General features: G+C 61.6%; 29 protein-coding genes. 15 read left to right on the forward strand and 14 right to left on the reverse strand.

Annotated features, from left to right (window positions below):
* The first annotated feature begins 72 nt into the window (after positions 1–72).
* Both RLCC275e_RS13115 and RLCC275e_RS13120 read left to right on the forward strand, forming a co-directional pair.
* Entirely contained in the window at positions 73–1,545 is a 1,473-nt protein-coding gene (locus RLCC275e_RS13115) for a sensor histidine kinase (RefSeq protein ID WP_033180779.1), read from the forward strand.
* Between the two features lies 1 nt (position 1,546).
* Complete coding sequence (locus RLCC275e_RS13120; protein ID WP_033180780.1) at positions 1,547–1,891, forward strand: response regulator; 345 nt, start codon at positions 1,547–1,549, stop codon at positions 1,889–1,891.
* Positions 1,892–1,998: 107 nt separating this feature from the next.
* Here RLCC275e_RS13120 and RLCC275e_RS13125 read toward each other — a convergent pair whose 3' ends face one another.
* From RLCC275e_RS13125 to RLCC275e_RS13135, 3 genes are all read right to left on the reverse strand, one after another.
* Entirely contained in the window at positions 1,999–2,481 is a 483-nt protein-coding gene (locus tag RLCC275e_RS13125) for a cupin domain-containing protein (RefSeq protein ID WP_050516805.1), read from the reverse strand.
* Between the two features lie 43 nt (positions 2,482–2,524).
* Positions 2,525–2,905, reverse strand: a complete 381-nt coding sequence (locus RLCC275e_RS13130) for a VOC family protein (RefSeq protein ID WP_033180781.1) — start codon at positions 2,903–2,905, stop codon at positions 2,525–2,527.
* Positions 2,906–3,064: 159 nt separating this feature from the next.
* Positions 3,065–3,328: a YjiS-like domain-containing protein gene (locus RLCC275e_RS13135; protein ID WP_033180782.1), complete on the reverse strand. Its 264-nt coding sequence runs from the start codon at positions 3,326–3,328 to the stop codon at positions 3,065–3,067.
* 176 nt (positions 3,329–3,504) lie between these two features.
* Here RLCC275e_RS13135 and RLCC275e_RS13140 point away from each other — a divergent pair, with 176 nt between their 5' ends.
* The 3 genes from RLCC275e_RS13140 to RLCC275e_RS13150 all read left to right on the forward strand — a co-directional run bounded on the left by RLCC275e_RS13140 (position 3,505) and on the right by RLCC275e_RS13150 (position 7,326).
* Positions 3,505–5,517, forward strand: coding sequence for a BTAD domain-containing putative transcriptional regulator (locus RLCC275e_RS13140; protein ID WP_033180783.1), 2,013 nt, complete (start codon positions 3,505–3,507; stop codon positions 5,515–5,517).
* 108 nt (positions 5,518–5,625) lie between these two features.
* Positions 5,626–6,162 carry an ATP-binding protein gene (locus RLCC275e_RS13145; RefSeq protein WP_033180784.1) on the forward strand — a complete coding sequence of 179 codons (537 nt, stop codon included), beginning with the start codon at positions 5,626–5,628 and terminating at the stop codon, positions 6,160–6,162.
* A gap of 177 nt (positions 6,163–6,339) precedes the next feature.
* Positions 6,340–7,326, forward strand: coding sequence for an aldo/keto reductase (locus RLCC275e_RS13150; RefSeq protein WP_033180785.1), 987 nt, complete (start codon positions 6,340–6,342; stop codon positions 7,324–7,326).
* Between the two features lie 200 nt (positions 7,327–7,526).
* On the opposite strand, the gene RLCC275e_RS13155 is transcribed toward RLCC275e_RS13150, so the two are convergent.
* Positions 7,527–7,955: a hypothetical protein gene (locus tag RLCC275e_RS13155; RefSeq protein ID WP_033180786.1), complete on the reverse strand. Its 429-nt coding sequence runs from the start codon at positions 7,953–7,955 to the stop codon at positions 7,527–7,529.
* A gap of 69 nt (positions 7,956–8,024) precedes the next feature.
* Positions 8,025–8,507 (reverse strand): hypothetical protein, encoded by a 483-nt coding sequence (locus RLCC275e_RS13160; protein ID WP_033180787.1) that lies wholly within the window; start codon positions 8,505–8,507, stop codon positions 8,025–8,027.
* Between the two features lie 145 nt (positions 8,508–8,652).
* Here RLCC275e_RS13160 and RLCC275e_RS13165 point away from each other — a divergent pair, with 145 nt between their 5' ends.
* The 3 genes from RLCC275e_RS13165 to ftsZ all read left to right on the forward strand — a co-directional run bounded on the left by RLCC275e_RS13165 (position 8,653) and on the right by ftsZ (position 12,014).
* Positions 8,653–9,342 (forward strand): response regulator transcription factor, encoded by a 690-nt coding sequence (locus RLCC275e_RS13165; protein ID WP_033180788.1) that lies wholly within the window; start codon positions 8,653–8,655, stop codon positions 9,340–9,342.
* Positions 9,339–10,709, forward strand: a complete 1,371-nt coding sequence (locus RLCC275e_RS13170; protein ID WP_033180789.1) for a sensor histidine kinase — start codon at positions 9,339–9,341, stop codon at positions 10,707–10,709. Before RLCC275e_RS13165 ends, RLCC275e_RS13170 begins: the two co-directional genes overlap by 4 nt.
* Before the next feature lie 285 nt (positions 10,710–10,994).
* On the forward strand, positions 10,995–12,014 hold the full coding sequence (ftsZ, locus tag RLCC275e_RS13175; protein WP_033181017.1) for a cell division protein FtsZ: 1,020 nt from the start codon (positions 10,995–10,997) through the stop codon (positions 12,012–12,014).
* Positions 12,015–12,133: 119 nt separating this feature from the next.
* Here ftsZ and RLCC275e_RS13180 read toward each other — a convergent pair whose 3' ends face one another.
* The 3 genes from RLCC275e_RS13180 to RLCC275e_RS13190 form a co-directional block, all read right to left on the reverse strand.
* Positions 12,134–12,346, reverse strand: a complete 213-nt coding sequence (locus RLCC275e_RS13180) for a hypothetical protein (protein WP_003560596.1) — start codon at positions 12,344–12,346, stop codon at positions 12,134–12,136.
* Positions 12,347–12,833: 487 nt separating this feature from the next.
* The gene (locus RLCC275e_RS13185) at positions 12,834–14,375 is read right to left on the reverse strand and encodes a cadherin-like domain-containing protein (protein ID WP_033181018.1); all 1,542 of its coding nucleotides are present in this window, start codon (positions 14,373–14,375) and stop codon (positions 12,834–12,836) included.
* Positions 14,376–14,706: 331 nt separating this feature from the next.
* Positions 14,707–15,531: a helix-turn-helix transcriptional regulator gene (locus RLCC275e_RS13190; RefSeq protein WP_033180790.1), complete on the reverse strand. Its 825-nt coding sequence runs from the start codon at positions 15,529–15,531 to the stop codon at positions 14,707–14,709.
* A gap of 90 nt (positions 15,532–15,621) precedes the next feature.
* On the opposite strand from RLCC275e_RS13190, the gene RLCC275e_RS13195 reads away from it, so the two are divergent.
* The 3 genes from RLCC275e_RS13195 to RLCC275e_RS13205 all read left to right on the forward strand — a co-directional run bounded on the left by RLCC275e_RS13195 (position 15,622) and on the right by RLCC275e_RS13205 (position 18,052).
* Positions 15,622–16,512 carry an SDR family oxidoreductase gene (locus RLCC275e_RS13195; protein ID WP_033180791.1) on the forward strand — a complete coding sequence of 297 codons (891 nt, stop codon included), beginning with the start codon at positions 15,622–15,624 and terminating at the stop codon, positions 16,510–16,512.
* A 257-nt stretch (positions 16,513–16,769) separates the two neighbouring features.
* Positions 16,770–16,943: a hypothetical protein gene (locus RLCC275e_RS13200; RefSeq protein WP_018074344.1), complete on the forward strand. Its 174-nt coding sequence runs from the start codon at positions 16,770–16,772 to the stop codon at positions 16,941–16,943.
* A 176-nt stretch (positions 16,944–17,119) separates the two neighbouring features.
* On the forward strand, positions 17,120–18,052 hold the full coding sequence (locus tag RLCC275e_RS13205; RefSeq protein ID WP_033180792.1) for a hypothetical protein: 933 nt from the start codon (positions 17,120–17,122) through the stop codon (positions 18,050–18,052).
* Positions 18,053–18,097: 45 nt separating this feature from the next.
* On the opposite strand, the gene RLCC275e_RS13210 is transcribed toward RLCC275e_RS13205, so the two are convergent.
* From RLCC275e_RS13210 to RLCC275e_RS13230, 5 genes are all read right to left on the reverse strand, one after another.
* On the reverse strand, positions 18,098–18,541 hold the full coding sequence (locus RLCC275e_RS13210) for an SRPBCC family protein (protein ID WP_033180793.1): 444 nt from the start codon (positions 18,539–18,541) through the stop codon (positions 18,098–18,100).
* Between the two features lie 134 nt (positions 18,542–18,675).
* Positions 18,676–19,089 carry a GFA family protein gene (locus RLCC275e_RS13215; protein ID WP_033180794.1) on the reverse strand — a complete coding sequence of 138 codons (414 nt, stop codon included), beginning with the start codon at positions 19,087–19,089 and terminating at the stop codon, positions 18,676–18,678.
* 160 nt (positions 19,090–19,249) lie between these two features.
* Positions 19,250–19,942, reverse strand: a complete 693-nt coding sequence (locus RLCC275e_RS13220; protein WP_033180795.1) for a type 1 glutamine amidotransferase domain-containing protein — start codon at positions 19,940–19,942, stop codon at positions 19,250–19,252.
* 224 nt (positions 19,943–20,166) lie between these two features.
* Positions 20,167–20,466 (reverse strand): DUF6958 family protein, encoded by a 300-nt coding sequence (locus tag RLCC275e_RS13225; protein WP_033180796.1) that lies wholly within the window; start codon positions 20,464–20,466, stop codon positions 20,167–20,169.
* Positions 20,459–20,998 carry a GFA family protein gene (locus RLCC275e_RS13230; RefSeq protein ID WP_033180797.1) on the reverse strand — a complete coding sequence of 180 codons (540 nt, stop codon included), beginning with the start codon at positions 20,996–20,998 and terminating at the stop codon, positions 20,459–20,461. The genes RLCC275e_RS13225 and RLCC275e_RS13230 overlap by 8 nt, the downstream gene beginning before the upstream one ends.
* Before the next feature lie 123 nt (positions 20,999–21,121).
* On the opposite strand from RLCC275e_RS13230, the gene RLCC275e_RS13235 reads away from it, so the two are divergent.
* Positions 21,122–21,790 carry a TetR/AcrR family transcriptional regulator gene (locus RLCC275e_RS13235; protein WP_033180798.1) on the forward strand — a complete coding sequence of 223 codons (669 nt, stop codon included), beginning with the start codon at positions 21,122–21,124 and terminating at the stop codon, positions 21,788–21,790.
* A 228-nt stretch (positions 21,791–22,018) separates the two neighbouring features.
* Entirely contained in the window at positions 22,019–22,501 is a 483-nt protein-coding gene (locus RLCC275e_RS13240; RefSeq protein WP_033180799.1) for a DUF4168 domain-containing protein, read from the forward strand.
* A 165-nt stretch (positions 22,502–22,666) separates the two neighbouring features.
* Here RLCC275e_RS13240 and RLCC275e_RS13245 read toward each other — a convergent pair whose 3' ends face one another.
* On the reverse strand, positions 22,667–23,053 hold the full coding sequence (locus RLCC275e_RS13245; RefSeq protein ID WP_003541014.1) for an ectoine synthase: 387 nt from the start codon (positions 23,051–23,053) through the stop codon (positions 22,667–22,669).
* A 129-nt stretch (positions 23,054–23,182) separates the two neighbouring features.
* On the opposite strand from RLCC275e_RS13245, the gene RLCC275e_RS13250 reads away from it, so the two are divergent.
* Together RLCC275e_RS13250 and RLCC275e_RS13255 are read left to right on the forward strand one after the other, a co-directional pair.
* Positions 23,183–24,061 (forward strand): LysR substrate-binding domain-containing protein, encoded by an 879-nt coding sequence (locus RLCC275e_RS13250; RefSeq protein ID WP_033180800.1) that lies wholly within the window; start codon positions 23,183–23,185, stop codon positions 24,059–24,061.
* A 221-nt stretch (positions 24,062–24,282) separates the two neighbouring features.
* The gene (locus RLCC275e_RS13255; protein WP_033180801.1) at positions 24,283–25,938 is read left to right on the forward strand and encodes a putative bifunctional diguanylate cyclase/phosphodiesterase; all 1,656 of its coding nucleotides are present in this window, start codon (positions 24,283–24,285) and stop codon (positions 25,936–25,938) included.
* Positions 25,939–25,994: the final 56 nt, after the last annotated feature.

Consider the following 25,994-nt stretch of genomic DNA (forward strand, 5'->3'; position numbering starts at 1 on the left):
CCGTGACACCCATGGGTGGAAAGAATCAAAGGATGCGCTAATTAGATCCACCATCAAAATCTGGAGCGCGCCTTGGATTCCGAATCCCCTCAGCCACTCACAGCTCGCTTTCCTGTCGGTGGCGGGGAAATTGGCCGACTGATCCAGACCCGCGACTGGAGCAAAACGCCGCTCGGTCCTCTCGACCTCTGGCCGCAAAGCCTGAAGACGGCCACCAACATGCTCCTGCTTTCACCCGTGCCGATCGTTCTTCTCTGGGGCGAAGATGGTGTGATGATCTACAACGACGCCTATTCCGTCTTCGCAGGCAGCCGCCATCCTGATCTTCTTGGTTCGAAGGTCCGCGAGGGCTGGAGCGAAATTGCCGATTTCAATGACAATGTGATGAAAGTCGGACTGTCGGGGAAAACGCTCGCCTACGAGAACCAGGAGCTGACGCTGTTGCGGCACGGCAGTCCGGCTCCCGTCTGGATGAACCTCGACTATTCGCCGGTCCTGGACGAAAGCGGAAAACCCGCCGGCGTCATCGCCATCGTCGTCGAAACCACGAAAAGCGTCCTTGCCCAGCGCCGGCTGCGCGAGAGCGAAGAGCGGTTCAGAGCATTCACGACCGCAACGACCGATATCGTCTACCGTATGAGCGCCGACTGGAAGGAGATGCAGCAGCTCGACGGTCGCAACGTTCTCGCCGACACGGCCAATCCAACTGTTGCGTGGCAGGAGGCCTATCTGTTTCCCGAGGACATTCCCGCGATCCAGGCGGTGATCGACGAGGCCATATCAAGCAAGGGTGTTTTCGAATGCGAGCATCGCGTCCGCCGCGCCGACGGCGGCACCGGGTGGGTGCTGTCGCGGGCCGTCCCGCTCTTGAACGACGCAGGCGCCATCGTCGAATGGTTTGGGGCAGCGACCGATATCACCGAGCGGCGACGCAAACAGCAACAGCTGGAACTTGTCGTTCATGAGCTCAACCATCGCGTCAAGAACAATCTGGCCATGGTGCAGGCTTTTGCGTACCGCACCTTCCGGGATGCCGAAGACATGCCTCGTGCCCTGGACAGTTTCACCGCGCGGCTGGTGTCGCTCGGTCGTGCCAATGATCTGTTGACGGGAGAGCTGTGGAGCAGCGCCTCCTTGAAACAGACGCTCGATCAGGCGACCGTTCCGCATCGGCCCGACGGCGGGCGATGGGAGCTGACCGGAGACGATATAAGGGTGTCCGCAAAGACGGCGCTGGCGCTGACCATGGCCTTTCACGAACTCGGCACAAATGCCGTCCGCCATGGCGCTTGGTCGAATGACGGCGGCGCCGTCCGCGTCAAATGCTCCCTCCAAATCATCGGCGACGGAACGCAACGCTACCGCATAGCCTGGGACGAACATGGCGGGCCGCGTGTCGAACAACCGAAGAGGAGGGGATTCGGCACGGTCCTCATCCAGCGCGGCCTTGCCACGGAGACCGGAGGCAGTGTGGATATTTCGTTTGCCGAAACGGGCTTTTCCTTCCGTCTCGAAGCGCCCGCAGACCGTCTCCGGAACGAATGACATGGCCAAGCGCGTTCTTGTCGTTGAAGATGAAATGACCATCGCCATGATGATCGAGGACATGCTCATGGACCTCGGTCACGAGGTTGTCGCAACAGCCGCGCGTTTGCCCACGGCGCTGGAGGTTGCCGCCGACGGCAATCTCGATTTTGTCATTCTCGATGTGAACCTGGCCGGGCATCAGTCATTCCCGGTGGCGGCAGTCCTTCAGCAGCGCGGTATCCCGTTTGCCTTCGCAACCGGATATGGGCCAGCGGGTATCGACCCCGCCTTTGCCGGCCCACCGGTGCTGACCAAGCCGTTCACAACTGCCGATCTTGCCGCTGTCATCGAAACTGTCAGCTGAGACCCAAGAGGGCCGATGCCCAAGTCCAAGATCCGTTCCAATGAGAGGTGTTGTGGCGGGCGATGGCGCAGGGCTGAACTGGATCCGATCGACACCCTGATGATCGATCAGCGCGGTTGCGGACCTGTCAATCCGAGGGCCAGCGTGATGTCGTTGACGATCCCCAGTCGCGCTTCGATCACCGCGATTTTTTCAGGCGTATCGGCACCAAAAGCCTCGATATCGAGGAACAATTGCTCGCAGCCACCTGGCGTGACCGTGCCGAACATCTGGCCGGGTTCGTCGCCTATGTTTCGCCAGCTGTGCGGTACATGTGGCGGCAGAACGACGACGGTTCCCACAGGCGCGTCGAACGCCTCGTCGCCGCATTGGAATCGATAGAGCCCGCGGATGACCCGAAAGACTTCGATCTCCCGGGTGTGCGTGTGCGGGGCCGGACCGTGACCGGGCGGCGTGAAGGTTTCCCACATCCCGAACGCGCCGCCGGTCTCGGCGGCCGTGGCATGGATGACGATCCTCGCGCCAAACGGCGTCCGCGCTACGCGCTCCTTGTCGGGCAAAGAGACGACGGCGTTCCTGAAACTCGACATATCCACCTCCCCCTCGTGCATTCTTTGAGCGGAGCCCTGCGCCTCACCCTTGCGGCGCCGGCTCATTGAGCATCGCTTCGATATTGTATTCGTCGGGATCGAGAACGAAGCAGGCATAATAATTCTCTTCATATTCCGGCCGCGGGCCGGGCGCGCCATTGTCCCGGGCGCCGGCTTCGAGCGCGGCCCGATAAAACGCCTCGACCTCCGCCCTGCTCCGAACCCGGAAGGCAACGTGCACACGCGTCAGAGGCGACTTGTCGTCGGTGTGCTGGATCTCGAACAGACTGCCGCCGACATCGAAGGCCCAGAACACGCCCTCCTTCCCGAAGGAGAGGCGATAACCCAGAGGTTCGAAAGCGCGCTCATAGAACAATTTGCTCCTCTCAAGGTCACTCACTGCGATGGTGATATGATCGATCATGCCGTGCCCTCCCTATCGTTCCAGCGCCCCATCATAGTTGAATCTCGGCAGCGGAAAAACAGACAAAGCCCACCCGATATCCTGCCAATGCCGCCCGCCGTCAGCTCTTTCCGGCCGCTCGACCAGCAGCCGGCGCGTCCGCGCAGTCGAACATTCGGACTATCGCATTGACATCAACTTCGTCATCAACCCTGCTTTGATTTCGAGCACGGGTCGATTGTCCTGGGGATGACCGATGTCATCCCGGGGATAACCGATGTCCCTCAGCTGATCGGGTGTCAACTCTGCCAGTGCCTTCCGTCTAACCACGGCCCGCCGCCACGCCCTCAGGGCTGCGACGATGGTTGCCACGCTGTTCTGCCCGGACCCGAACACCTGTCTTTCCGGCGCGCTGATGCCGGCCTGAGTTTCCGTGTGAGCCATTTTCAGTCTCCCATTTGTGAGATTTGCAAGTGGGAGCCTGACACGCGGGCGTATTCCGGCTGTTCGGTTCAGCGTGAACGGCCAGGAAAACCTCGACAAGCCGGCGCTAAATCGGTGTTAAATCGATCTGCCGAAATGCTATTCTGCGGTAGCGGTCGAAATCTGGGAGACGATCTGTGCGCATCAGGTTGCTGGGTGGCCTTGAAGTGACGTCCCGGGAGCACCGGCAAGTCCGTTTCACCACGCGCAAAGCCTCGCTTCTCTTCGCAGCCCTCATCCTCGGTGGCCGCCGCGGCTATCGCAGGGAACTGCTTTCCGAAGCCTTCTGGCCAGGACGAAGCAATGAGCAAGCCCGCAACAGCCTGCGCCAGGCGCTGGTCGATATCAGGCGATCGTTCCCGGCCGGCGGAGATGCCACCGTCTACATCGACGGGGATCAGGAGACCGTCGCGCTGATAACAGGTCCTGATGAAACCGACATTTCGATCTTCGACCGCAAACTGGAGGCCGGCCGGACGGCCGATCTCGCCTTCGCCGCCGATCTCTACCGCGGCGAGGTGCTCGCAGGCGAGACCATTCCGGACGGGCTGGATGAGTGGTTTGGACCTTACCAGAGCACATATCAACGCAAGGCGCTGCAGCTGGTGGAGCGGTTGAGCCTCGCGTTCTCCGAGCCGGGCTCGGCGGAAGAATCGGCTTGCGAAGGGCTCGCCGAAAGGCTGCTGGCTGTGGACCCGACCATGGAGGCCGCCCATCGGGCGCTGATGCGGATCCACGCTCTCAGGGGTCACGAAAACGCGGCCCTGCGCCAGTTCGAAGCCTGTCGGGCGTTCTTGAGGAAGCATCTTCAGGCTGAACCCGAGGCAGAGACCTCCTCCCTGGCCGCTTCGCTGCAATCGCGCCAGGGATCCGAACATCGGCGGACCACACCGAGCCTCGACCTCGTGCCGCAGCCGCAGGCCATCTCAGCCCCTGTGAAACATCACGATAGGCCATCGGTTGCCGTATTGCCGTTTCAGAATTTGAGCGGCGACGCGGAGCAGGAATATTTCGCCGACGGCATCGTTGAGGACATCACCATCGCGCTTGCTCAATTCCGTCACCTCTACGTCATCGCACGGAATTCGAGCTTCACCTATAAAGGTCAGGCGGTCGATATAAAGCAGGTCGGGCGTGAGTTGGACGTACGCTATGTAGTCGAAGGAAGTGTGCGCCGGACCGGTGACCGTCTGCGCATTGCCGGGCAGCTCATCGACACGTCGACCGGTGCGCATCTTTGGGCCGATCGTTTTGACGGAACCCTGGCGAATGTCTTCGATCTTCAGGATCAGGTCGCATCGAGCATCGTCGGCGCCATAACGCCGAAAGTGGAGGAGGCTGAGATCGAGCGTGCCAAACGCAAGCCGACCGAGAGCCTCGACGCCTACGACTACTATCTCCGCGGCCTGGCGGCCTTCGACCGGACGGTCACCAACAGATCGGTCATCGACGAGGCCCTGCGGCTTTTCATGGAGGCGATCGAGCGTGACCCGGAATTCGCCATAGCCCATGCCCGCGCGGCACGCTGCTACGCTACGCGAAAGAGTAACGGCTGGATGCTCAATCCCGCAGACGAGACTGCCGAAGCCACCCGGCTGGCCCGGAGAGCGGTCGAACTCGGCTGGGACGATGCGGTTGCGCTCACCTACGGCGGATATGTTATCGGTTATGTCGGCGGCGACCTCGATGACAGTGCGGCCTGCATCGATCGCGCAGTCTTTCTCAATCCGAACCTGGCCGCGGCGCTCGGCGTCAGCAGCTGGGTGAAGGCTTGCCTCGGCGAGCCCGATAAGGCCGTCGAACACGCAGCCCTTGCCATGCGCCTCAGCCCTTTGGATCCGCGCCTCTTTGCCTGGCAGTTCAACACCGGGCTCGCGCATTTTTGCGCCAGTCACTATGACGATGCTGCCGCCTGGGCAGGAAAATCGCTGCACCACCAGCCAAATTACCCGAGCGCCATGCGCGTGATGGCGGCGAGCCAGGCCATGGCCGGGCGGCTTGTGCAAGCCCGCGAAACGATCGTTCGCCTGTGCCTTATGGACCCCGCCCTCCGGCTTTCCAATCTCGCCGACGTACTGCCGCCATTCCGGCGACCGGACGATCGCAATCGATATATCGAGGCTCTCAGGATGGCGGGACTGCCGGAGTAGCTGCCGCTTCAGCGGCTTCTTCAGAACGAAGGGGGGCATGCCGGGTTATTGCCGACCCCCTATCGGCTAATTGCGAGACGATGCTGCTTCGTGCGAAATTGCCATGCTATGAATCACACGGGCGAAGTTCTCATTCTCACCGGGCCGCCGGGCTCGGGAAAAACCACGACGGCCGAGGCGCTCGCCGGCGAGCCCGGCTCGCCGAAGGTCCATCTTCATTGCGACGATTTCTGGCATTTCATCAAGAACGGGGTGATCCCGCCCTATCTGCCGGAAGCGCATGAACAGAATATCGTTGTCGTCGACGTCTTGACGAAGGCGGCGACAGGCTATGCCGGCGGCGGCTATTTCGTCGTCGTCGACGGCATCGTCGGGCCGTGGTTCCTGGAACCGTTCCGGAAAATCGCGGCACCCCTCCACTACGTGATTCTGCGCCCGCCGCTCGATGTCGCCATCCGGCGCTGCCGGGAGCGCGGCGGCAACACATTGACCGATCCCGGCCCCATCGCAGAGCTCCATCGACAGTTTTCCTCGCTGGGTGCGTTTGAGCAACATGTTCTGTCGACGGATGGGCAAGACAGGAAAGAGACGCTGGGCGCGGTTATCGAAGCCGTGCAAAGCGGATCCTTCCGGCTGGCGTCATGACGCCAAGCCATCGACCTTCAGCGCAAACGTGCCCTCGCCCGCCCTTTGCAATTCGCCGCTTCCCAGTTCGCCGGGAGACATTCATGAACCGAACTCATAGGCCCATGCCGATATCACCGGCTAATCGATACCAGCCTTTGCCCTTAGGTTACGATTAAACCTGAGGAGGACATCCGCATGATCAAACGCAAGCTCGGCCAAAGAGGCCCCGACGTATCAGCGATCGGTTTCGGCTGCATGGGGCTGAACTACCATCGCGGGGCGGCGATGGAGCGCGGCGATGCCATTGCGCTCTTGCGGGCCGCGCATGAGCGGGGCGTGACCTTCTTCGACACGGCAGAGGCCTACGGGCCGTTTACAAACGAGGATCTCGTCGGCGAGGCACTGGCGCCGATCCGTGATGAGGTGGTGATCGCGACGAAATTCGGCTTCAGGGATGGCCGGCCGGAAATCGGCCTGGATAGCCGGCCGGAACGCATCCGTGTGGTCGTCGAAGAAGCCCTCAAGCGGCTTCGCACCGATCGCATCGATATCTTCTACCAGCATCGGGTCGACCCTGGCGTACCGATCGAAGAGGTGGCAGGCACGGTGAAGGATCTGATCGACGCCGGCAAAGTGCTGCATTTCGGCCTCTCCGAAGCAGGAAGCGACACCATCCGCCGCGCCCATGCCGTCCAACCGGTCACCGTCCTGCAAAGCGAATATTCGTTGTGGTGGCGCAATCCGGAACGGGAAGTCCTGCCCATCGTCGAAGAGCTCGGCATCGGCTTCGTGCCCTATAGCCCGCTCGGCCGCGGCTTTCTCACCGGCAAGATGGACGAGAACACCAGTTTCGAAGGCGGTAACGACCACCGCAAAACCAATCCGCGCCTCTCGGCCGAAAATCGCAAGGCAAACCAGCCGGTGGTCGATGCGATCGAGGTGATCGCCGGCCGCATGAACGCGACCGCGGCCCAGATCGCCATAGCCTGGCTGATGGCCCGCAAGCCCTGGATCGTCCCCATTCCCGGCACCACCAAGCTGCACCGGCTGGAAGAGAATTTCGCTGCCGCCGACATCACCTTCACATCAGAAGAACTGGCCGAGATCGACGCGGTCTTCTCAGGCATCGAGATCCACGGCGACCGCTACTCCGCAACATCGGCAGCCCGCGTCACGCGGTGAAGCGACGCCCCTCAGTCGCCGACCGTAAACCCCCATGGCGAGGGATCGACCAATTCGAGCGGCGGCATCATTCCTTGAGGTCTACGGGGCGGCGTTTGACTTCGACGGCGGTGTCACGGCCCCGAGAAACCCGCAAAACCGCCCGCGAGAAAACGCGGACGGTTGCATTATCGTGCGGCATCCGCCTCAAGTGCGGATGATCAGTCCTGCCCCTGCAGGCGATCCATCACCTGCAGTAGCAGATCGGCGCAGGCCTTCATCGGTTCGTCCTCAGCACATTTGAGATCGATCCGGGTGTTCCCATCCTCGATCCGGAAATGCGCTGCCTTGGACGGCGGTGGCGGCGGCGGGCGATGACCACGGAAGCCCATGTCGCCACGGAAGCCCATGTCGCCTCTCCGACCATGCCAGCGGTAATCGGGGCGATCTCCCGGCCGCGCATCCGGCCCGCCCATCATCGGCCCGTCGTCATCAGAGGCAGACGGAGACGGCGGCGGAGGCGGCGGCGAGCCGGGTTCGGCCGCTGCCGGTGGAGTTCCGGCGGATGGCGGCGGAGCGGGCGGCTGTTGGGCGAAGGCGGTGCCGGCCAGTGCGGCAAGGGCAATACCTGACAGGAGAAGTCGTTGCATGGGGATCGTTCCTTTCGGAGTTATGAGGCGTGTCTGTAAACACCGCAGCGCGGCTTTGGTTCACGCCCGTCAGGGTCTGTGATCGAAATCGGCAAATCGTCTGTGCGGAGGACCTTTCGGCGGACGCAGCGCTTCGGTTCGTCCGTCCTGACGAACGAGGTAGCTCGCATGCACGAAGCCGTCGTCGAAGCGTCCCTGGACTGTGACTGCTTCATCCTTCGCGACAAGATCCCCATCCTCGCCAGCCCGGCCGGTTTCAACAAGCGCCTTGCCGCTGTCGTCCTGCAACACGAACTTGTTGCCGTAGATCTCGGCGACCTTGCCCTTGATGGTAACGAGGCTGGTGGCCGGCATGGCCGAAATCGCCACCGGCGTCAGCGGCGCCATCTCGGGGGTGGGACGCATCATTTTCACGGCGCCCGCGCCCCCGACAGCCCCGATGACAAGCGCCACGGCGGCGGCGATCACGGGGATCGCCAGCCGGCGCTGTCTTGACGGCACGGGCGTGGCTGCGCCCTCGGAATGCGCGTTGTCCTGGTCTTCGTTCGGCATATATCTGCTCCTTGCTTCAGTAATGACGGCAATCTAGCCGCCACACACCCTCGCCTGCCTGAACCTCTCCGTTCAGATTGAGTTAAGCTCGGCCCGATAGTTTTGGCCTGTCCCCTGAAACGCCCTGCGATGAAAGCCCTGCCCCATGCGCGTACTGCTCGTCGAAGATGACGAAGACCTGAGCGGCCGGATCGCCGCCGTGTTGCGATCGGAGAACTTCGTCGTCGATATCGCACGCAACGGCGAGGACGCTCTCCATGCGGGGCTCACCGAACTTTTCGATGTCGCAATCCTCGACCTCGGCCTGCCGAAGATCGATGGCGTCAGCGTGCTGAAAGGCTGGCGCGAGGGCGACCGCAACCTGCCGGTTCTGGTGCTGACGGCGCGCGACGGCTGGCCGGATAAGGTCTCGAGCTTCAAGGCCGGCGCCGACGATTTTCTCGCCAAGCCGTTCAAGGTGGAAGAACTGGTGCTTCGCCTGCGCGCCCTGGTGCGCCGGGCAGCCGGCCACGCCGCCTCGCGGCTCGTCTGCGGCGCGCTGGTCTTCGATGCGCAGCTTGGCACCTTCGAGCTCGACGGCCTGCCGCTGAAGCTGACGGCGCTGGAATGGCGGGTGCTCTCCTGCTTGATGTTGCGCAAGGAGATGATCGTCGACCGGCGCGAACTCACCGAGCGTGTCTATGACGGCGATGCCGAAGTCGACTCCAATTCCATCGAAGTCATCATCGCCCGCCTGCGCAAGAAGCTCGGGGGTGAACGCATCGAGACGATGCGTGGCCGTATCGAGACGGTGCGCGGCCGCGGCTATATGCTGACGGCGGCAGCCGCATCATGAAGGCTCCCTCCCTCAAGCCGAGATCGATCGCCGGCCGGCTGCTGATGTTCTCAGGCATCTTCGTGACGCTGGCGCTTGTCGTGGCCGCCATCGTGCTCTGGTTGGCGCTGAAGACGGTGGTGCGCGAGCAGGTTGACCAGCGCCTCGACACCCAGATCGGCGCCCTGGCCGGCGCGGTGACGCGCGACGCTGAGGGACGGATCACCCTCTCCGCGCCGCTCGATGCGCCGCCCTTCGATCGCCCCTCCTCCGGCTGGTACTGGCAGATCGACGACGGGCAGCAACGCCTGACCTCGCGCTCCCTGATGAACGGCACGATCGACGCACCGCCGCCCCGGCAGGATCTGCGCCATGTGCTGATGGGCATGCCGACATCAGGCAACGGCGGTGATCGGGGAAGAGGGCCGCTCTACCTGCGCCAGGCAGTGCGCAGCATTGACGGCATGACGCTGACGATCACCGCGACGGCGCCAATGATCGCCCTCGTCGGCCCGGCGCTACGCGCCCTTTTCTGGCTGGTGCCTTGCATGCTGCTGCTGGGGTTCGTGCTGATGGCCGGCACGCTCTGGCAGATCGGCTTCGGCCTCAGGCCGCTGAAATCCATGGCGGCCGACATCGATGCCATCAATCGGGGAGAACGCGCCCGCCTGCCCGATGAGGCAACCAAGGAGCTTGCGCCGCTCTCACTGAAAACCAATGCGCTGCTGGCGTCCAATGAGGAAAGGCTCACGGCAACCCGCATGCAGTTCGCCAACCTCGCCCATGGCCTCAAGACGCCGGTGGCAAGCCTGCTGCTGGCGCTCGACGAGAAAAACGATCCCAAAGGCGCAATGCGCAGCCTCGCAGCCCGCATCGACAACAGGATCAAGCATCACCTCGCCGCCGCCCGCCGGGTGATGGCCTCATCGGACAATGTCGCCAGCACCGACGTGGCGGCATCGGTCGCCGATCTGCACCGGGCGATCGGCCAGATCCACGCCGAGCGCAAGATCGCCTTCCACACCGATATATCAGAGGGCCTGCGCGTCGCCTGCGACGAAAGCGATGTCGAGGAAATGCTCGGAAACCTGATCGACAACGCCTTCAAATGGGCCGCCTCTCGCGTCACCGTCCGCGCCCGCCGCGACGGCCCGATCGCCCGCATCACCATCGAAGACGACGGCCCGGGAATCCCGCCGGATCGCCTCGCCGCCGTGCTGCGGCCGGGTGTGCGGGAAGACGAACATGTGCCCGGCAATGGGTTTGGGCTGAGTATTGTGAACGAGCTTGCGGGGCTCTACGGCGGGTCGCTGGTGCTGGAGGCGAATGGGGCGATGGGGTTGCGGTGTGTGTTGTGTTTGCCGGTGGCGGTGCGATCGGTGGAGTAGGATTTTTGGATGGTTTGATCGGGCGGTGAAGATGGATATCGCCCATCTATGCCAGTCCTTTGAACGGCGAATTCCGAGGGCTGGCGGCCGATGCTCGTCTTCTCCGCAACGCTCGACCTTCTCTGATGCCCCTCCCTCAAAGCCACAACCCAGCCCCCTTCCCGATAACCGCTCCCGCCGAGACGTCTTTCGCCTCGCCTCTGCCTTGTTGCTCGCGTATCCTGACGCCCGATTCGCCGTCCGCAAACGAGGGTGGGCATGAACGAAGCATCAAAGGAGAGCGCGATGTCGGACGCCAAGAGCGGCATTTCTGGACTACGGCCGCATATTACAGTCATCGGCGTCGGCGGTGGTGGTGGCAATGCGATCAACAATATGATCGCGGAAAAGCTGGCAGGCGTCGAATTCGTCGCCGCAAACACGGATGCTCAGGTGCTGGCCACCTCCAAGGCGACGCGCCGCATCCAGCTTGGCGCGAATGTGACGGAGGGTCTCGGCGCCGGTTCGCTGCCGGAGGTCGGCCATGCGGCTGCCGAAGAGTCGCTCGATGAAATCATGGATCACCTGGCCGGCTCGCACATGTGCTTCGTCACCGCCGGCATGGGTGGCGGCACGGGCACGGGTGCTGCACCCGTCATCGCCCGCGCTGCGCGTGCCGCCGGCATCCTGACGGTCGGCGTCGTCACCAAGCCCTTTACCTTCGAAGGCAACCGCCGCATGCGGATGGCGGAAATCGGCATCGAGGCGCTTCGCCAGGCGGCCGATACGGTCATCGTCATTCCCAATCAAAACCTCTTCCGCATTGCCGATGCAAAAACGACCTTCGCCGATGCCTTCATGACGGCCGACCGCGTGCTCTATGCCGGCGTCGGCTGCATTACCGACCTGATCGTCAAGGAAGGCCTGATCAACCTCGATTTTGCCGACGTGAAGTCGGTCATGTCAGGCATGGGCCGCGCCATGATGGGCACTGGCGAAGCCTCCGGTGAGAGCCGCGCGATGAAGGCGGCGGAAGCAGCAATTGCCAACCCGCTTCTCGACGACATCTCGATGCGGGGCGCCAGGGGCGTGCTGATCTCGATCTCCGGTGGGTCGGATATGACGCTGTTCGAAGTGGACGAGGCGGCAAGCCGCATTCGTGACGAAGTGCAGGAAGACGCCGATATCGTCGTCGGCGCGATCTTCGACCGCAGCCTCGACGGCAAGTTCCGTGTCTCGGTGGTGGCGACCGGCCTCGAAGGCAGCCCGCTGCCCGCATCCGCGCCTCACGCCGCCGAACAGGTCCAGACGCGTACGCTGCAGTAAGCGCAGCGGACATATCCGAACACGACAGGCTGCCGCGTCTTTTCAGGCGCGCGGCGCTGTCGTGCTTCAATGTCCTACGCTCGGGGAAATCGCCGCGATCATCGGTCGTTGATTCGCGATCACCTGTCGTTGATCGTGGGAAGGTGCGTTTCGACCTCTACGCGGCGCTTGTCATCCAGCGGCTCGATGTGCTTCTGCCAGAAGGCCTCGGCCTCCGGCGTGTCATCATCCCAGTGGCGGATCTTGACGATATTGTCATCGATCTTGGCCAGCCGTTTGCCGCCAAGCCGCAGGTATTCGTCCGCCAGTTCTTTCGATCGGGTCGTTTGCATGTCGTGTTCCTCCATAGGCGAACCGAAAGGCCGATCGTCGTTACCGGGTTGGCCGGCAATCGGCATCCCCGTTATCGGCGCTTCCGCGCCTTCCAGTTAAACAGTACGGCGGGATCATGGTTCCAAATCATCGGCCGAAACCGGTCCACGCGGCCGGCTGAAGGCTTCGGCCGCCATCCATGTTCCGCACGGCCCGCCGCTCTTGCTACCGGGACAGCCGGAGACGCCTCGTACTGGCTGGAGAGCGGCCTTGTCCGGAACGGCAAGACTGCACAAGTTCCGCGTCTCAGGGGTAGCGACCGGCCAGGAAGGCAGCCCGCTGCCCGCATCCGCGCCTCACGCGGCCGTTAAACTCCCCGCCGTCAAGAGAAGGGGCGGGGCGGCGTCGGCATTCGAGCGGTAAGGCCCATTGGAGCGCCGTGCGTCCTTTTGGACGCACAAAGGACGCTCTAACACCTTCAATCCTCGCATCGTACTTTCCGATGCGCTAGGCGAACAGAACGTCCGAGATATTGTGCACCACGGCGATTTCGTCGGTCCCGGTGTTGGTGAGGTAGAGATTATCCGCCGCTGAGTCATAGACCACGTTGGTGATCAAGTCGTCTCCCGGTATGGCGATGTTGACATCGACCGTTGTCTTGACCCCGGTTTCGAAGTCGAATGCCGTGCCGATATGCTCGCTGCTGGAGGAATCGCCGAAGAAGAACGTGCCGTCGACGGCAAAGCCGTAGCCGAGCCCGCCCGCAGCGAAGGTCTTGGTCTCGATCGGGCTCAGCGTATCGGGGTCGATCTTGGAGACCTGCCAGGTGGCATCATCGATGCGGCCGACGACGTAAATGCCGGTCGAATCCTGCATCGTATTGACGGCCGTGAATCCACCCCAGTCGAACGTACCCGCGCCGTTCTCGCCGACAAGGCCCGGGATCGGGTCGCCCCGCTGATCGGACGATCCGTCGGCGGCATCCCACTTTGCGAGATAGGTCTGATCGGGGAAAGGGTCCTCCTCGCCTCTCGCCTCGTTGGTTCGGCCGATGATCTCGCCGCCGCGGACTGAAAAATAGGTTCCGCCGATGTCATATTCGCCCTTTTCATAGTCGCCGAGAGAGATGGCGCCGCTGGCGTTGTCGGCTTCAAATGCCGCGGCGTTGTCGTAAATGCTCACCATGGAATCATCTGGGAAACCATGGCCGGAACTGACGTAATACTTGCCGGTTAGCGGATCGATCGCGACCCCCTGGAGTTCGTAATGGTCCAGGAAGGGGCGCACCACATCCGCCTGTGCCTCGACATGACTGGTGTTCAACGACTTTCCGTCCGTCACGCCGTCGACGGTCAGGGTGATCACGCCGGCATCCGCGTGACCGGCGCCGTCGGAGACCTTGTAATATTGGAGTTTCTCCGTGACATGCTCGCCGTCATCGAGGCCCGCCTTGACGGCCGGGTCGAGATCGTAGGTGAAGCTTCCATCGCCTGCGAAATGGAAGGTGCCGAATTCACCCGCCACGTCGGTCGTCTGCCCTTGCCCCTGACCGGCAGGAATGCTGGTGCCCTCGACCGAGCGCAGGAAGAGCGTGCCCGCCTCTCCCGGGTGATCATTGGCAAGCACGTTGCGGGCCATCTCGCTTCCTTCGCGGAAGGAGAAGGCATCGTCGACCGCGACCGGCGGGCTCGTGACCCCGTGAATGTCGAGCTTGAAATGGCCGACATCCGTGTTGCCGGCACCGTCGGAAATCTTGTAGCCGATCGTCTCCGTCAGCGTCATTCCCTGGAGGAAACCCGCCTTGGCGGCATCGTTCAGGGTATAGGTGTAAGAGCCGTCGGCCTTGACGTGGAACGTGCCGTATTCACCCTCGATATTGGTGACCTGCCCGACCGTTTTGGCAAGAACTCGCTCGCCATCGAAGAAGTTGAGGAACATGTTGCCGGAGCCCCCGGCCAGATCATTATCCAGCAGATTGCCCGAGATCACGTCATTCTCGGAAGCGCTGCTGACATCATCGACCGCCACAGGTTTTGCAAGCTCTGTCATGGATATCTCCTTCAAGATCCATTCGCCTTGGTCTATCGGGAGGAAAGCAGCTGTGATCGGGAAGGTCAACGAATTTTCTAGCAGGAGTAGTATTTTAGCTTTTCACAGCTTTGTCATGCTTAGGATTTAGCCCTAGGCGGATGCCGCTGAGGCAGACAGCACCATCAAGACCGACGCGGCGACCAAGACCGTGGCACGATATGAATTCATTGAAATCCTCCACCCCGCGCAGCATCAATCTTACGCGCGTCGATGCACAGCATGACGGCAGATTTGTCCGGCGTGAGGCGATGATGACTGCTATATCATCGATCGACCAATTGGCCTCGCCTCAGCCCACCAACTCCCTGATCTTCGCCGCATCCTCGGCCGTCGCCGGGTTGTACACCACCATGCTGAGATCCGGCCGGCCATCCACCTGGAAGGCGGAATATTCGAAAGCGAGTGGGCCGAGAATGGGGTGTTTGATGTGCTTGGCGCCCTCGCCGTGGGTGCGCACGTCGTTGTCGCGCCACATCGCCAGGAATTCGGGGCTCTTGCGGCAGAGTTCGTCGACGAGGGGCTCGACTTCGGCCGCGGCACCCGCGCGGGCCGCATCCACGCGGAAAGCGGCGACGACAAAGCGGGCAACACTTTCCCAGTCGTACTGGGCGGCGCGTACGCGCGGATCGAGGAAGATGAAGCGCAGCACGTTGCGCTCTTCCGGCGGCAGCGCCCCGTAATCGGTTAGAAGCACAGTCGCCGCCCTGTTCCAGGCAATCACGTCCCAGATGGCGTTGCGGATCAGCGCCGGGCTCGGGTCGAGCGCATCGAGCACGCCCTGCAACCTCGGCGTTACGCCCTCTTGCATGTGGTAACGCACTTCGGGCGGCCGGCCGAGGCCGATGAGGAAGAGATGCTCGCGCTCGACATCCGTCAGCATCAGCGCGCGAGAGATCCGGTCGAGCACGTCGGCAGACGGCGCACCGCCGCGCCCTTGCTCCAGCCAGGTGTACCAGGTCGGGCTGATATTGGCGCGGCTCGCCACCTCCTCGCGCCGCAGACCCGGCGTGCGCCGCCGCTCCCCCGCAAAACCGAGGGCCGCGGGATCGAGCCTGACGCGGCGACCCTTCAGATAGGCGCCGAGCCGATTGTCCGAGCTGACGAATTCACCCATCCTGTTAGCCTATATACCATGATAATGTCACTACTTTACCATGATAGAGGCAGAGCAGATATGTGTCTCCAGCAAAAACGGAGATATCAGATGCGCGTATTCGTCACTGGAGCCACCGGCTGGGTCGGCTCAGCCGTCGTCAATGAATTGATCGCCGCCGGCCATCAGCTGCTCGGGCTCACCCGCTCGGACAAGGGAGCGGATCAACTGACTGCCGCCGGGGCCGAGGTCCATCGCGGTACGCTCGACGACCTAGAAAGCCTAAAGAGCGGTGCGGCTGAGGCGGACGCCGTGATCCACACAGCTTTCAACCACGATTTCTCGAAATTTGCCGAGAACTGCGCCGCCGACCGGCGCGCCATCGAGGCGCTCGGCGAAGCCCTCCAAGGCTCCGATCGTCCGCTACTGGTCACAGCCGGCCTCGGCTTTGCCCCCGGCCGTGTCGGCACCGAGAAGGATCCGCCCATGCCGACGTCGGAGACCTACCCTCGCGCCTCCGAAATCACCGCAGTATCGCTGGTCGCCCGCGGCGTGCGCGCCTCCACCGTCCGGCTCCCGCCTTCGGTGCATGGCCATGGGGACCACGGCTTCGTGCCGATCCTGATCGATTTGGCCCGGCGCAAGGGCGTCTCAGCCTATATCGGCGAAGGACAGAACCGCTGGCCGGCCGTGCACCGGCTCGATGCCGCCCGCGTCTACCGCCTGGCGCTGGAACGCGGCGCCGTCGGTGGCCCGTACCTGGCAGTCGCAGAAGAGGGAGTTGCCTTCAGGCAGATCGCCGAGGTCATCGGCCGACGGCTCGATGTGCCCGCCGTGTCGCTCTCTCCGGAAGAAGCGGCCGAGCATTTCGGCTGGTTCGCCCTGTTCGCCGGCTTCGACATCCCAACCTCGAGCGAGCATACCCGCGGGCTGCTCAGCTGGCAGCCGCAACAGCCCGGCCTCCTCGCCGATATCGACCATCCCGCCTATTTCGGCGGGTAGGAACCGTGTCCACATATAAAAATGGAGCATTCCGTCACTGGAGAAAACGGAAATGCCTGCCGGCTTGGCTCGTGAGGAGAACCAGCGGCAGTTCCCATCGGGTGCGCGGCAGCGAAGCGGGGCGCCGACGGCGGGGTGAGTGAGCGTTTCCCTCAAACCCACTGCCTGCGCAAAGGGCACCGCGCCGGCAGGAAATAGGGAACCGTGTCGTCCGCCATCGGTTGATCAGAGGTCCACCTCAAACATGGAGCCGAAAAATGAGCAAGACCAACGCTCGTGAACTTCAGAAACGCGCCGAACGGCAGGTGAGGAACACCAGCGCCGGCGGCCATCTCGGCGGCACATATTTCGGCCAGCAACCGGACGGAAAGACCGCCTCGTCAACCAACAACGACAGTGCCAAGGCGCGGCCGAACGACGGAAGCAAATAGGGCCGCAGGCTTTACCTCACCTAGTAAAAGAATTCTCCTGCGCCCAGGGATCTGGGCGCCTCCCCTGCTCGCGCCGTCCACCTCGCTATTGATCGGCAACGCCTCCGCGCTAGCTTCTGCTCGCAGGCCGAGCAGCCGCGAGGGACACGATCTTTGGGTGAAGGCGGAGGGGCGACGTGGCATCCTATTCGATTGACGATGCGATCCGGGAACTTGCGCCGGCTCTCGACAAAGCGCCGGCGGGCGCGGTCAGCGGCGAATGGACAGCCACCACGATGCAGGCAGGGCATTCCTCCCGGACGGGCGGCTACCGCGATGCCGAGGGAAACTATGTCCCGGAGGCCTCCAGGCATCCGCTCGATATCATCTCCGATATCGTCGAAAAGCTCGGTACATCAGGGGCAGCCCGCTTTAACAAGGTGTTAATCCGATGGAAGAAGCCGAAGTTCCCCTTCATGCGGGGAGAGATCACGCTCGAAACGAGTTATGATCGGACGATCGTGCCGCGCGGCCCCGACGATCCGATCTACGAAACCGCTGCCGCAGCGCGGCGCGTCTTCTGGCAGAGCCGCGGTACAATCCAGGAGGACTTTGCCGCTGAGCGCGGAACGGCCAATATTCACGCCCAGACAAAATGGTTCGGCCCGCATCGCCGCATCCTCGCTATCCATATGCCGGGAAGGTCGATACTTGCCACTGACGGGCTGTCGACACCCTGGGCCGGCATATCCGAGCCGGAGAACGGCGTCGAATGCGAGCTTTTCATGGAATTCGACGCCGCGACGCTGGATGCGGCCGGGATCGAAAACTGGGCGAACCTGTTGATCAACATCGGAGACCTCGTGGCGGACGGTTATCGCGTCGCCCGCGATGTCGAGAAGCATGGCGCCATCCTGTTCTGCCGGCTGACCGAGGATTACCCCCCGATGACCCGGATCATGCTCAGCCGTGACGCAGGCCGGATCGACGGCCTGCCTTTCGGCCCCGCGCCGTTGATCCGGGCAACGCCGATTGCGGAAACCGAAATCGAAGGGCAGGATCTTTCCGACGACTGGGGGGCTGCGGCCGCCCGCAACGCCCTGACCAAACGCGGCATGGAGATTGATTGATGGCGCAGATGCCGGACGGTTATCGTCCGCCGGCCCGATCTTGCGCTATTCCTGGATATCGGGCTCGACGACCTTGGCGAGGTTTCGCAGCGACTCCTGCCAGCCGAGATAACAAGCCTCGGGCGGAATGACATCAGGCACGCCGGCCTGCACGATATCCACCTCGGTGCCGACCAAAACCTTCTTCAGCGTCACGGTGACTTCCATTTCGCCCGGCAGGTTGGGATCGTCGAACCTGTCGGTGTAGCGCAGGCGTTCGCCTGGGACGAGCTCGAGATATTCGCCGCCGAAGGCGTGGCTATTGCCCGTCGTGAAGTTGCGGAAGGACATTCTGAACGTGCCGCCGACAACCGGTTCCGAATGGTGCACGGTGCAGAGGAAGCCGTTCGGCGGAAGCCACTTGGCAAGCGCGTCCGCCTCGAGGAACGCGCGATAGACTTTCTCCGGGCTGGTCGCCAGAACGCGGTGCAGACGTATGGTACTCGGCATGGTCGTGATCCTTTTTGGATTTACGGAATGGACGAACCTAGGACGGGCGCGGCTTGGCCAATCCGACACCGGATCGAATTTTTCTTCAAGAAAAATTGCTTAAAGATTGCGACGCGCTTTGGGGCTATCGCGGCTCAACTAGGCATGCCATCGAACTGCGGAAGATCGAGCGGCGTTGCCCAGGCCAGCCGGCGCCGGGTGAACATTTCGACCCCCGGCTTGATCAGTTCGGGCCGGTCGAGGCTGCCGAGCGTCACGAAGACGAGGCCGGGGAAGCTCTCGAGGTTGCTGCTGAATAACCTCGCGCCGCAATCGGGGCAAAAGTTGCGGTCGAGCCCTTTGCCTGAATCGGCGATGTAATGAAACGCTTTCGGGCTGCCGCTGATCACGGTGAAATCTTCCTGCGGCACGGCGAAAAACGTGGCGGCCTCCCCGCCCGTTGCCCTCTTGCAGTCCAGGCAATGGCAATTGGCGACAAAGTTCGGGTCCGTGTCGAAGGCAAATCTCACCGCGCCGCAGCAGCATTGCCCGGTATATTTCCTGGTCATCTCAGATGCCCCCCATCCCGTGTTCGAACGTTTGCGATTGGCTCTGCCTCGCCGTCGTGCGCAGACGTCGTCGAGACGCGCCTGCGGCCGGGGTTGGCACAAGCCGAATGAGGAAATCTCGACCTCCCCGGGCATCAATCGTTCCCAAGGGCTGAAGCGCTTAAGCCGCGGCCTGCTTTCTCAAGGCATCAAGCAGTGTCCGGGCGCCCTGTCTTGACGAGGCCGGGTTTTGGCCGGTGATCAGCAGGCCATCCTGGACGACATGCACGCCCCAATCCGCCGTCTTCGAAAACTTTGCGCCCTGCTCTTTCAGGACGTCCTCGAGCAGGTAGGGAACGACTTCAACCAGGTGCATGGCCTCTTCTTCGGAATCGGTGAATCCCGTGACGGCCCGGCCCTTGGCGATAGGCTTTCCATCCGGCGCCTTCACATTCGTCAGGATTCCCGGTGCGTGGCAAACGAGTGCCACAGGTTTTCCCGCCGCGAGCATATCCTCGATGAGCGACAGCGCATTGCGGTCGTTCGTCAGGTCCCAAAGTGGGCCGTGCCCACCAGGGAAGAACACGCTGTCATAGTCCGCCTGCTTGATATCGGACAGCCTCAGGGTGTTGGCAAGCGCGGCCGTTGCCGCCTGGTCCCGCTCGAACCGTCGCGTATCTTCCGTCTGGAAGGCCGGCTCATTGCTCTTCGGATCGAGCGGAGGCTGGCCGCCCTTCGGCGAAGCGAGCGTGATATCGACCCCGGCGCCACGGAAAACAAAGTAAGGGGCAGCAAGCTCCTCGAGCCAGAATCCCGTCTTCTTGCCGGTGTTTCCCAACTGATCATGCGATGTGAGAACCATGAGAATTTTCATTGCTCAGCTCCTTCAAGCCGGCCGGCGGACAACGCCGTCGGCACCCGGATTTACGGTGAAATACTGCCTGCAATCTCATGCTGAAACGGGACAGGACATAGAGCGGCTGCGCTGCGAAACAAGCTCTCCCGCGCGGCGTTTGCTAGAATTGCTTTAGCCGACGCCTAACCAGACAACGGAGGTCGCCCGCGACATCCGTTCGCTGGGCTGAGCCGACAGATGTTTCAAAGGCATTTGAAAAGCCTGACCGGCTTTCCCGGCCCACGCCGGATGATGTGCTTGGCTTCGAGATCCAACTGAACGGCCTTCAACCACCATCCGGCCTTGGAACCGCCGGGGAATTCGACTTCGGAGAGGTGCGGCAGGATGGCGATATTTGCCTCTGCCACAGTCAATCCGGGTGCCTGCGCGGGGAGTGCGGCCAGCAAAGCGTGGCGCATTGCCATGTATTTGGCCTTGTTGACCCGCTCCGTATGATGCGGCGAGGTTATGCTTTCAATGAGGATTTTTTCGTCGTCAGGCATCGATTGCTCCTTTGATTGCGATGTCGGGGGCTTTGAAGCCCATCGCAATCCAGGCGGTGAGAAGTCTGCCATAGAAGCCGGCCGTCGCCAGTGCGCCGGAAGGAACGTCATCAGGCACGCTCGCGCGATCGTGCGCATTCTGGGTCATCGTGCGCAATTGCAGGGGTGGAAGCTCGTCCTGCTTCCAGAGATTGCCGTAGAGGCTAAACCAGTGACCGCCCTCGAACTCCAGAAAAATGGGCGTGTTGCAGCAGGACGCCAGGACGCGTCGCGTTGACGCGTTGGGTCCGAGGCGGAATTCCCGCAGGTTTTCGGTTCCGGCCAAAAGGCTGATCCTATCCTTGCGATAAAGCACGTAGCGCGTACCGCCATGGATCGTCCGGATCGCCGCCGGCACTGGGAGCGACTCCAGCCTTCCGGCCGCGTCACTGCAGCTCTTGCAGTGACATTCCGCGCTGATGATCGGGGCGCCGCGCACTTCGAGGTGAAAGGTTCCGCAGGCACACGTCAGATGGGTTGTCTTGCTTTTCATGACATCGCTCGCTGTTGAGGATCGCTGGATAGCCGCAAAATCAAACTAGACCGTTTGGTTCCGTTATAAGAACTAGACGGTTCAGTTTGATCATGTCAACTAGGGTTCGAGTGGAGATCGAGAATGTTGATACCGGGTATGGAAGCCGACCTGGCCCTTGGGCGGGCCGGCACGCGTTCGGAGCGCAAACAGGCGGCGATCGTCGGTGCCGCGGCCGAAGTCTTTCTGAGCACCGGTTATGCCGGAGCCAGCATGGACGAGATCGCCAGCCGGTCCGGCGTGTCCAAGCAGACGGTCTACAAACACTTCTCCAGCAAGGAGGCGCTGTTCGTCGCGGTGCTCACCCAGATGATGGGTGAGGCAGATACCGCCGTTCACACCGGCCTCCCCCAGGTGGAAAACCGCGCCCAGCTGGAAGCTTATCTCCTTGACTACGCTGTCCGCCAGCTCGCCATCGTCCTGACGCCAGGGCTGATGCAATTGCGCCGGCTTGTGATTGCCGAGGCGCAACGCTTCCCGGAACTCGCCAAGGTGCTTTACACGCGCGGCCCCGCACGGGCGCTCGAAGTCATGGGCAGCGCTTTCGAACAATTGGCCGGTAAGAAGCTGCTGCAGTTCTCCGATGCAACGGTCGCCGCGTCACAGTTCAACTGGCTGGTGATGGCGGACCCCGTCAACCGGGTGATGATGCTGGGCGATGCAGCCATTCCGACGAAACAGGAGATTCGCCGCCACGCCGAGGCGGCCGTCGCGACGTTCCTGGCGGCATTTCTGCATCCAGATCAGCGATGAACGCCGCCGAAGATCCGGGCTACAGAGTTCGACAATGACTGGAATTTTCCGCGCGTGCCAACGGGGCGGCGGTCACAAAGCCGCCGCTCAATCGTCAGCAAATCGCCCCGTTACCGCCGCACCGTACCCTCTTAAAGGTCCCATCGTCGCGACTTCGCCGGCCTTTGAGCGGCCGAGCGATCGACCGAGGCGGTCTTGCTGCCGATCAAATCACGCACTTGAAGAGGAATGAATATGATCAATCGTTACACATCTGTCGCAACATTGAGCACTGTGGTCTTCAGTCTGCTTGCTTTCAGCCCGGCATCCGCTGTCGACATGGCCCAGGCGCAACAGCAGCCGCCGGCGCAAGGCCAGACACCGATGCAGGGACAGCCCGGTGGCAACGGTGCGACAGCAGCCGTCAGCGATCAGAAAATCGAGGCCTTCGCCGTTGCCTATCTGCAGGTCGACAAGGTGAGGCAGGAATATTCGGCCAAGATCGGCGCGACGAAGGACGAGACTGCCAAGCAACAACTGCAGGAGGAAGCCAAGAAGCAGATGGTCGATACCGTCCAAGCTTCTCCCGATATCTCCGTCGAGGAATACTCGTCGATCCTGACGGCTGCGCAAAGCGACCCGGCTCTGGCCAAGAAGGTTCTGGAAAAGATAGGCACGCCGCCGCCGGGCCAGGAGCAGCCGCAGCAGGGGCAGCAGCAGCCGCAGCAATAGGCAGTGCTTAAGTCGCCATGAATAGGCTGCGGATGTCTTGCCGTTCGCGCCGGCAGCAGAGCCCGCCATTTGCCGGGCTCTGCTTTCCATCTCGGCAGTCGACGAAGAGATCGGCTAGACCAGGATGCCGAAAACCGCTCACACTTTTCGGCAAAATGCTCTGGTTCAGTATTGCGACCCGCTCTTGTTGTTCAGGTCGTGCCGTTCGGTGCCCGTCAGCGGCGGGTTGAAGATGCTGACGAGAACGAGATCCTGATCCTTGCCGCCGCGCAAATAATGCCGGTCGTGCTTGTCCAGCACATAGATATCACCGGCGCGGATCGGAAAGACGTTGCCGTCCATATCCTCCACTTCGCCCTCGCCCTTGATGCAATAGCAGGCCTCCAGATGATTGCGGTACTGAAGCAGGGCTTCGCTATTGGCGCGAACGACGGTATGGCACACCGTAAAACCCATGCCGTCGTCTTTAGTCAGCAAGCGGTGGCTCGTGCCGTTGCCCCAGTCGACGAAACGCTCGGTGAGCTCCACCTCCTTCAGATTTCTGACGAACATCGCCGATTCTCCTGATAAATTATTGAAGATACAGCGATGATTATTTTCATCGCCCACAACAATTAGCTATTGAAATAGCTGGCATTTTCAATTGATGATTTCTGCGTCATCTGTGAGGAAATTTTACAAATGCAATTGCCGCCGTTGAACGCCCTGCGCGCTTTCGAAGCCACGGCCCGCCTGATGAGCCTTTCGAAAGCGGGCGACGAACTGCACGTTACCCATGCGGCGATCAGCCATCAGATCAAGCATCTGGAGACCTGGCTCGGCCGCAAGCTGTTGCAGAAATCAGGCCGCGGCGTTGCGCTGACCGCAGCCGGCGGCGAATATTACCGCGCCGTGTCAGGATCGCTGGCGGCGATCGCGCATGCGACCGGCAACATGAGGCGCGATCACGACATGCGCACCGTCACCGTCGGCTGCATTCCCTCGATTGCATCGCGCTGGCTCGTCCCGGCCCTGCCCTCCTTCCAGGAGAGTGACCCCGATCTCGACGTCAGGATCGTCTATGCGCGTGCCGAAGAACGCTTCGACGACGAGAGCCTGGACGTGCTGATCACCATGGGCGAGGATCTGAGCGGCGGCAGGGAAAGCCGCCTGCTCTTCTCGCGCCGCAATCAGCCCGTCGCCAGCCGCCATTACCTTGCCAAACGCAACTGGACGATTGACGACGTCTCACTCGCCGGCGCCGATCTGCTGCACGACGAATCCGTCGACGGCTGGAAGGAATGGTTCCGCAAGGCCGGCCAGAAAGCGCCGGAACCGCTTCGAGGCCCGATATTCCAGGATTTCAACATGCTGGCGACGGCCGTGATCGCCGGCCATGGCGTGGCCCTCTGCCCCGTCGAGGTGTTCCGCCGCGAGATCGAGCGCGACGACCTGCTGGTGCTTTCCGACATCGCGACAGCAGAGAACCAGGGCTATTACGTCATATCGAACAGCTGGACGAAAAAGCCGGTGCGCCGCTTTATCGACTGGTTCATGACGGCGTGCGGATCCCCCGCGTGAGATCCCGTGCCCGCAGCTCATCGCAGGGTCGGCGTTGAATCGATGATGGAATTGGGTCGCAGTAATAAAGACGTGGCATAAGCCCATCCGAGCGCGAGTTGGGCAGAGTTGGGGATTGTTAATCAGAAATGCCTAATGTAAATCTTGGCGTGCACAAGTTGTGTGGGAGCTGATTTGCTACGATATCTGGTTATGACAAGCGACTAGGGAGGGCCTCGGACATGCAGAAAATTCGTGCGGCCCGCTCGGCCCTCGGACAAACAGAGGCAAAAACTTCGAGCTCGATCGACCGGCTTTTGTTCTTTGACCGCGATTTCAATCCCGTCGAGAATTTGTTGGGCAATGAGCTGCCTGCTTCTGTCAAACCAGCAGCGTCGTTTTGGGAGCATTTTCCAGAATTGGACAAATCGGCGATTACGCTCGCCCTCCGTTCCTTGGGCGACAGTGCCCAGCCTCTGCGAATATCGGGTGATCTTGGCACGCCAGCGTCGCACGGACTGACGATCTATCGGATCGGAGATCTGTTTGCCGTGGTTCGGTCCGAGGAATCCATCGACGATGAGCGCGCAACCCTTTTGCATCTGGCCACCCACGATCCGCTCACTGGACTGCCGAACCGACGCCAGTTCAGCGAGGACCTCACTGTATTGCTACGGGAGACCGCGGGCTCGAACGAGACCCTGTCCCTGATGCAACTCGATCTTGACGATTTCAAACCTGTTAACGACACGCTTGGGCATCCAGCCGGCGACAAGCTTCTTCAGCTCGCTGCAAGCCGCATCCAAGAGTGCCTTACCAGGGACGACAGAGCCTATCGATTGGCGGGTGACGAATTCACCGTCATATCAAGGGGCCCGGGACATCCCGCCAAAGGCCACCAGTTAGCGGAAGCTTTGGTTGATGCATTCAAAAAGCCCTTCACGATAGATGGCATCGCGCTATTTGTCGGTGCCAGTATCGGCATATCTGCTGCTCCGCCGGACGGTACAACTCCGGAGCAGCTGATGAAGGCGTCCGACGTCGCACTCTACGCCGCGAAGAAGGACGGGCGCGGTCGCGCAAGACCGTTTGATCCGTCAATGCTTGAGTTGCTGGAACAACGCGAACTGCTGCGCCGCAGCCTTCGCATGGCCCTGGTCCAAGAACAATTCTCTGTTGAGTACCAACCCATCGCCGAGGGTGGCAGCATTGTCGGCTTCGAAGCATTGCTCAGATGGAACCACCCTCTACTTGGAAAAATCCCACCAACGGCATTTATTCCGATGGCCGAGGCCGATGGAATGATGCCGGAAATAGGTGCATGGGTTTTGGAGCAGGCATGTCGCGAGGCAATGAAGTGGCCGCAGAACTATATCGTCGCGGTCAATTTGTCCGCGGCTGAATTCTTGACAAGCGGCCTCACTGATCGGGTATCCCAAACGCTAGACTTGATCGGGTTGCCGCCCGACCGTCTAGAGCTTGAGATAACCGAAAGCGTGCTCCTTGAGCGGACCGTCAACAATATCGACACCCTGAATACTCTCAACGTGCTAGGGATACGAATCTCGCTTGATGATTTCGGGACCGAATATTCTTCGCTCAGCTATCTGAAGACATTCCCTTTCGACACGATCAAAATCGACAAATATTTTATCACCGACCTCGAAAGCGATCTGAAAGGCCAGGCAATCGTCCGCTGCGTCGTCAACCTCGCACATGACCTCGACATGCAGGTGACAGCCGAAGGGGTAGAGACGCCAGGTCAGGCGGAATGGTTGCGCAGTGTGGGCTGCGACAGACTTCAAGGCTATTTGATTAGCAGGCCGCTTCCGGTCCAGGCGATTGCCGAGTTCATCAACCGGGCGGAAACATCCGTAAGCCCTGTGCTACCACAGTGAACAACCGATTTTCGCCATGCCTTTAGAGATCGCAGCATCAACCTGACGCCCCAGGT

Origin of the sequence: Rhizobium brockwellii (genome assembly GCF_000769405.2) — a bacterium.
GTDB classification, from domain to species: Bacteria; Pseudomonadota; Alphaproteobacteria; order Rhizobiales; family Rhizobiaceae; genus Rhizobium; species Rhizobium brockwellii.

Bases quoted from the DNA above. Each gene is read 5' to 3' on its own strand.
- RLCC275e_RS13145 (WP_033180784.1), top strand. From the start codon at position 5,626: ATGAATCACACGGGCGAAGTTCTCATTCTCACCGGGCCGCCGGGCTCG.
- RLCC275e_RS13185 (WP_033181018.1), bottom strand. From the start codon at position 14,375: ATGACAGAGCTTGCAAAACCTGTGGCGGTCGATGATGTCAGCAGCGCT.
- RLCC275e_RS13255 (WP_033180801.1), top strand. From the start codon at position 24,283: ATGCAGAAAATTCGTGCGGCCCGCTCGGCCCTCGGACAAACAGAGGCA.
- RLCC275e_RS13200 (WP_018074344.1), top strand. From the start codon at position 16,770: ATGAGCAAGACCAACGCTCGTGAACTTCAGAAACGCGCCGAACGGCAG.
- RLCC275e_RS13235 (WP_033180798.1), top strand. From the start codon at position 21,122: ATGTTGATACCGGGTATGGAAGCCGACCTGGCCCTTGGGCGGGCCGGC.
- RLCC275e_RS13190 (WP_033180790.1), bottom strand. From the start codon at position 15,531: ATGGGTGAATTCGTCAGCTCGGACAATCGGCTCGGCGCCTATCTGAAG.
- RLCC275e_RS13125 (WP_050516805.1), bottom strand. From the start codon at position 2,481: ATGTCGAGTTTCAGGAACGCCGTCGTCTCTTTGCCCGACAAGGAGCGC.
- RLCC275e_RS13180 (WP_003560596.1), bottom strand. From the start codon at position 12,346: ATGCAAACGACCCGATCGAAAGAACTGGCGGACGAATACCTGCGGCTT.
- RLCC275e_RS13250 (WP_033180800.1), top strand. From the start codon at position 23,183: ATGCAATTGCCGCCGTTGAACGCCCTGCGCGCTTTCGAAGCCACGGCC.
- RLCC275e_RS13215 (WP_033180794.1), bottom strand. From the start codon at position 19,089: ATGACCAGGAAATATACCGGGCAATGCTGCTGCGGCGCGGTGAGATTT.
- RLCC275e_RS13155 (WP_033180786.1), bottom strand. From the start codon at position 7,955: ATGCAACGACTTCTCCTGTCAGGTATTGCCCTTGCCGCACTGGCCGGC.
- RLCC275e_RS13130 (WP_033180781.1), bottom strand. From the start codon at position 2,905: ATGATCGATCATATCACCATCGCAGTGAGTGACCTTGAGAGGAGCAAA.
- RLCC275e_RS13245 (WP_003541014.1), bottom strand. From the start codon at position 23,053: ATGTTCGTCAGAAATCTGAAGGAGGTGGAGCTCACCGAGCGTTTCGTC.
- ftsZ (WP_033181017.1), top strand. From the start codon at position 10,995: ATGTCGGACGCCAAGAGCGGCATTTCTGGACTACGGCCGCATATTACA.
- RLCC275e_RS13120 (WP_033180780.1), top strand. From the start codon at position 1,547: ATGGCCAAGCGCGTTCTTGTCGTTGAAGATGAAATGACCATCGCCATG.
- RLCC275e_RS13150 (WP_033180785.1), top strand. From the start codon at position 6,340: ATGATCAAACGCAAGCTCGGCCAAAGAGGCCCCGACGTATCAGCGATC.
- RLCC275e_RS13230 (WP_033180797.1), bottom strand. From the start codon at position 20,998: ATGAAAAGCAAGACAACCCATCTGACGTGTGCCTGCGGAACCTTTCAC.
- RLCC275e_RS13160 (WP_033180787.1), bottom strand. From the start codon at position 8,507: ATGCCGAACGAAGACCAGGACAACGCGCATTCCGAGGGCGCAGCCACG.
- RLCC275e_RS13170 (WP_033180789.1), top strand. From the start codon at position 9,339: ATGAAGGCTCCCTCCCTCAAGCCGAGATCGATCGCCGGCCGGCTGCTG.
- RLCC275e_RS13220 (WP_033180795.1), bottom strand. From the start codon at position 19,942: ATGAAAATTCTCATGGTTCTCACATCGCATGATCAGTTGGGAAACACC.
- RLCC275e_RS13225 (WP_033180796.1), bottom strand. From the start codon at position 20,466: ATGCCTGACGACGAAAAAATCCTCATTGAAAGCATAACCTCGCCGCAT.
- RLCC275e_RS13210 (WP_033180793.1), bottom strand. From the start codon at position 18,541: ATGCCGAGTACCATACGTCTGCACCGCGTTCTGGCGACCAGCCCGGAG.
- RLCC275e_RS13195 (WP_033180791.1), top strand. From the start codon at position 15,622: ATGCGCGTATTCGTCACTGGAGCCACCGGCTGGGTCGGCTCAGCCGTC.
- RLCC275e_RS13165 (WP_033180788.1), top strand. From the start codon at position 8,653: ATGCGCGTACTGCTCGTCGAAGATGACGAAGACCTGAGCGGCCGGATC.
- RLCC275e_RS13135 (WP_033180782.1), bottom strand. From the start codon at position 3,328: ATGGCTCACACGGAAACTCAGGCCGGCATCAGCGCGCCGGAAAGACAG.
- RLCC275e_RS13240 (WP_033180799.1), top strand. From the start codon at position 22,019: ATGAATATGATCAATCGTTACACATCTGTCGCAACATTGAGCACTGTG.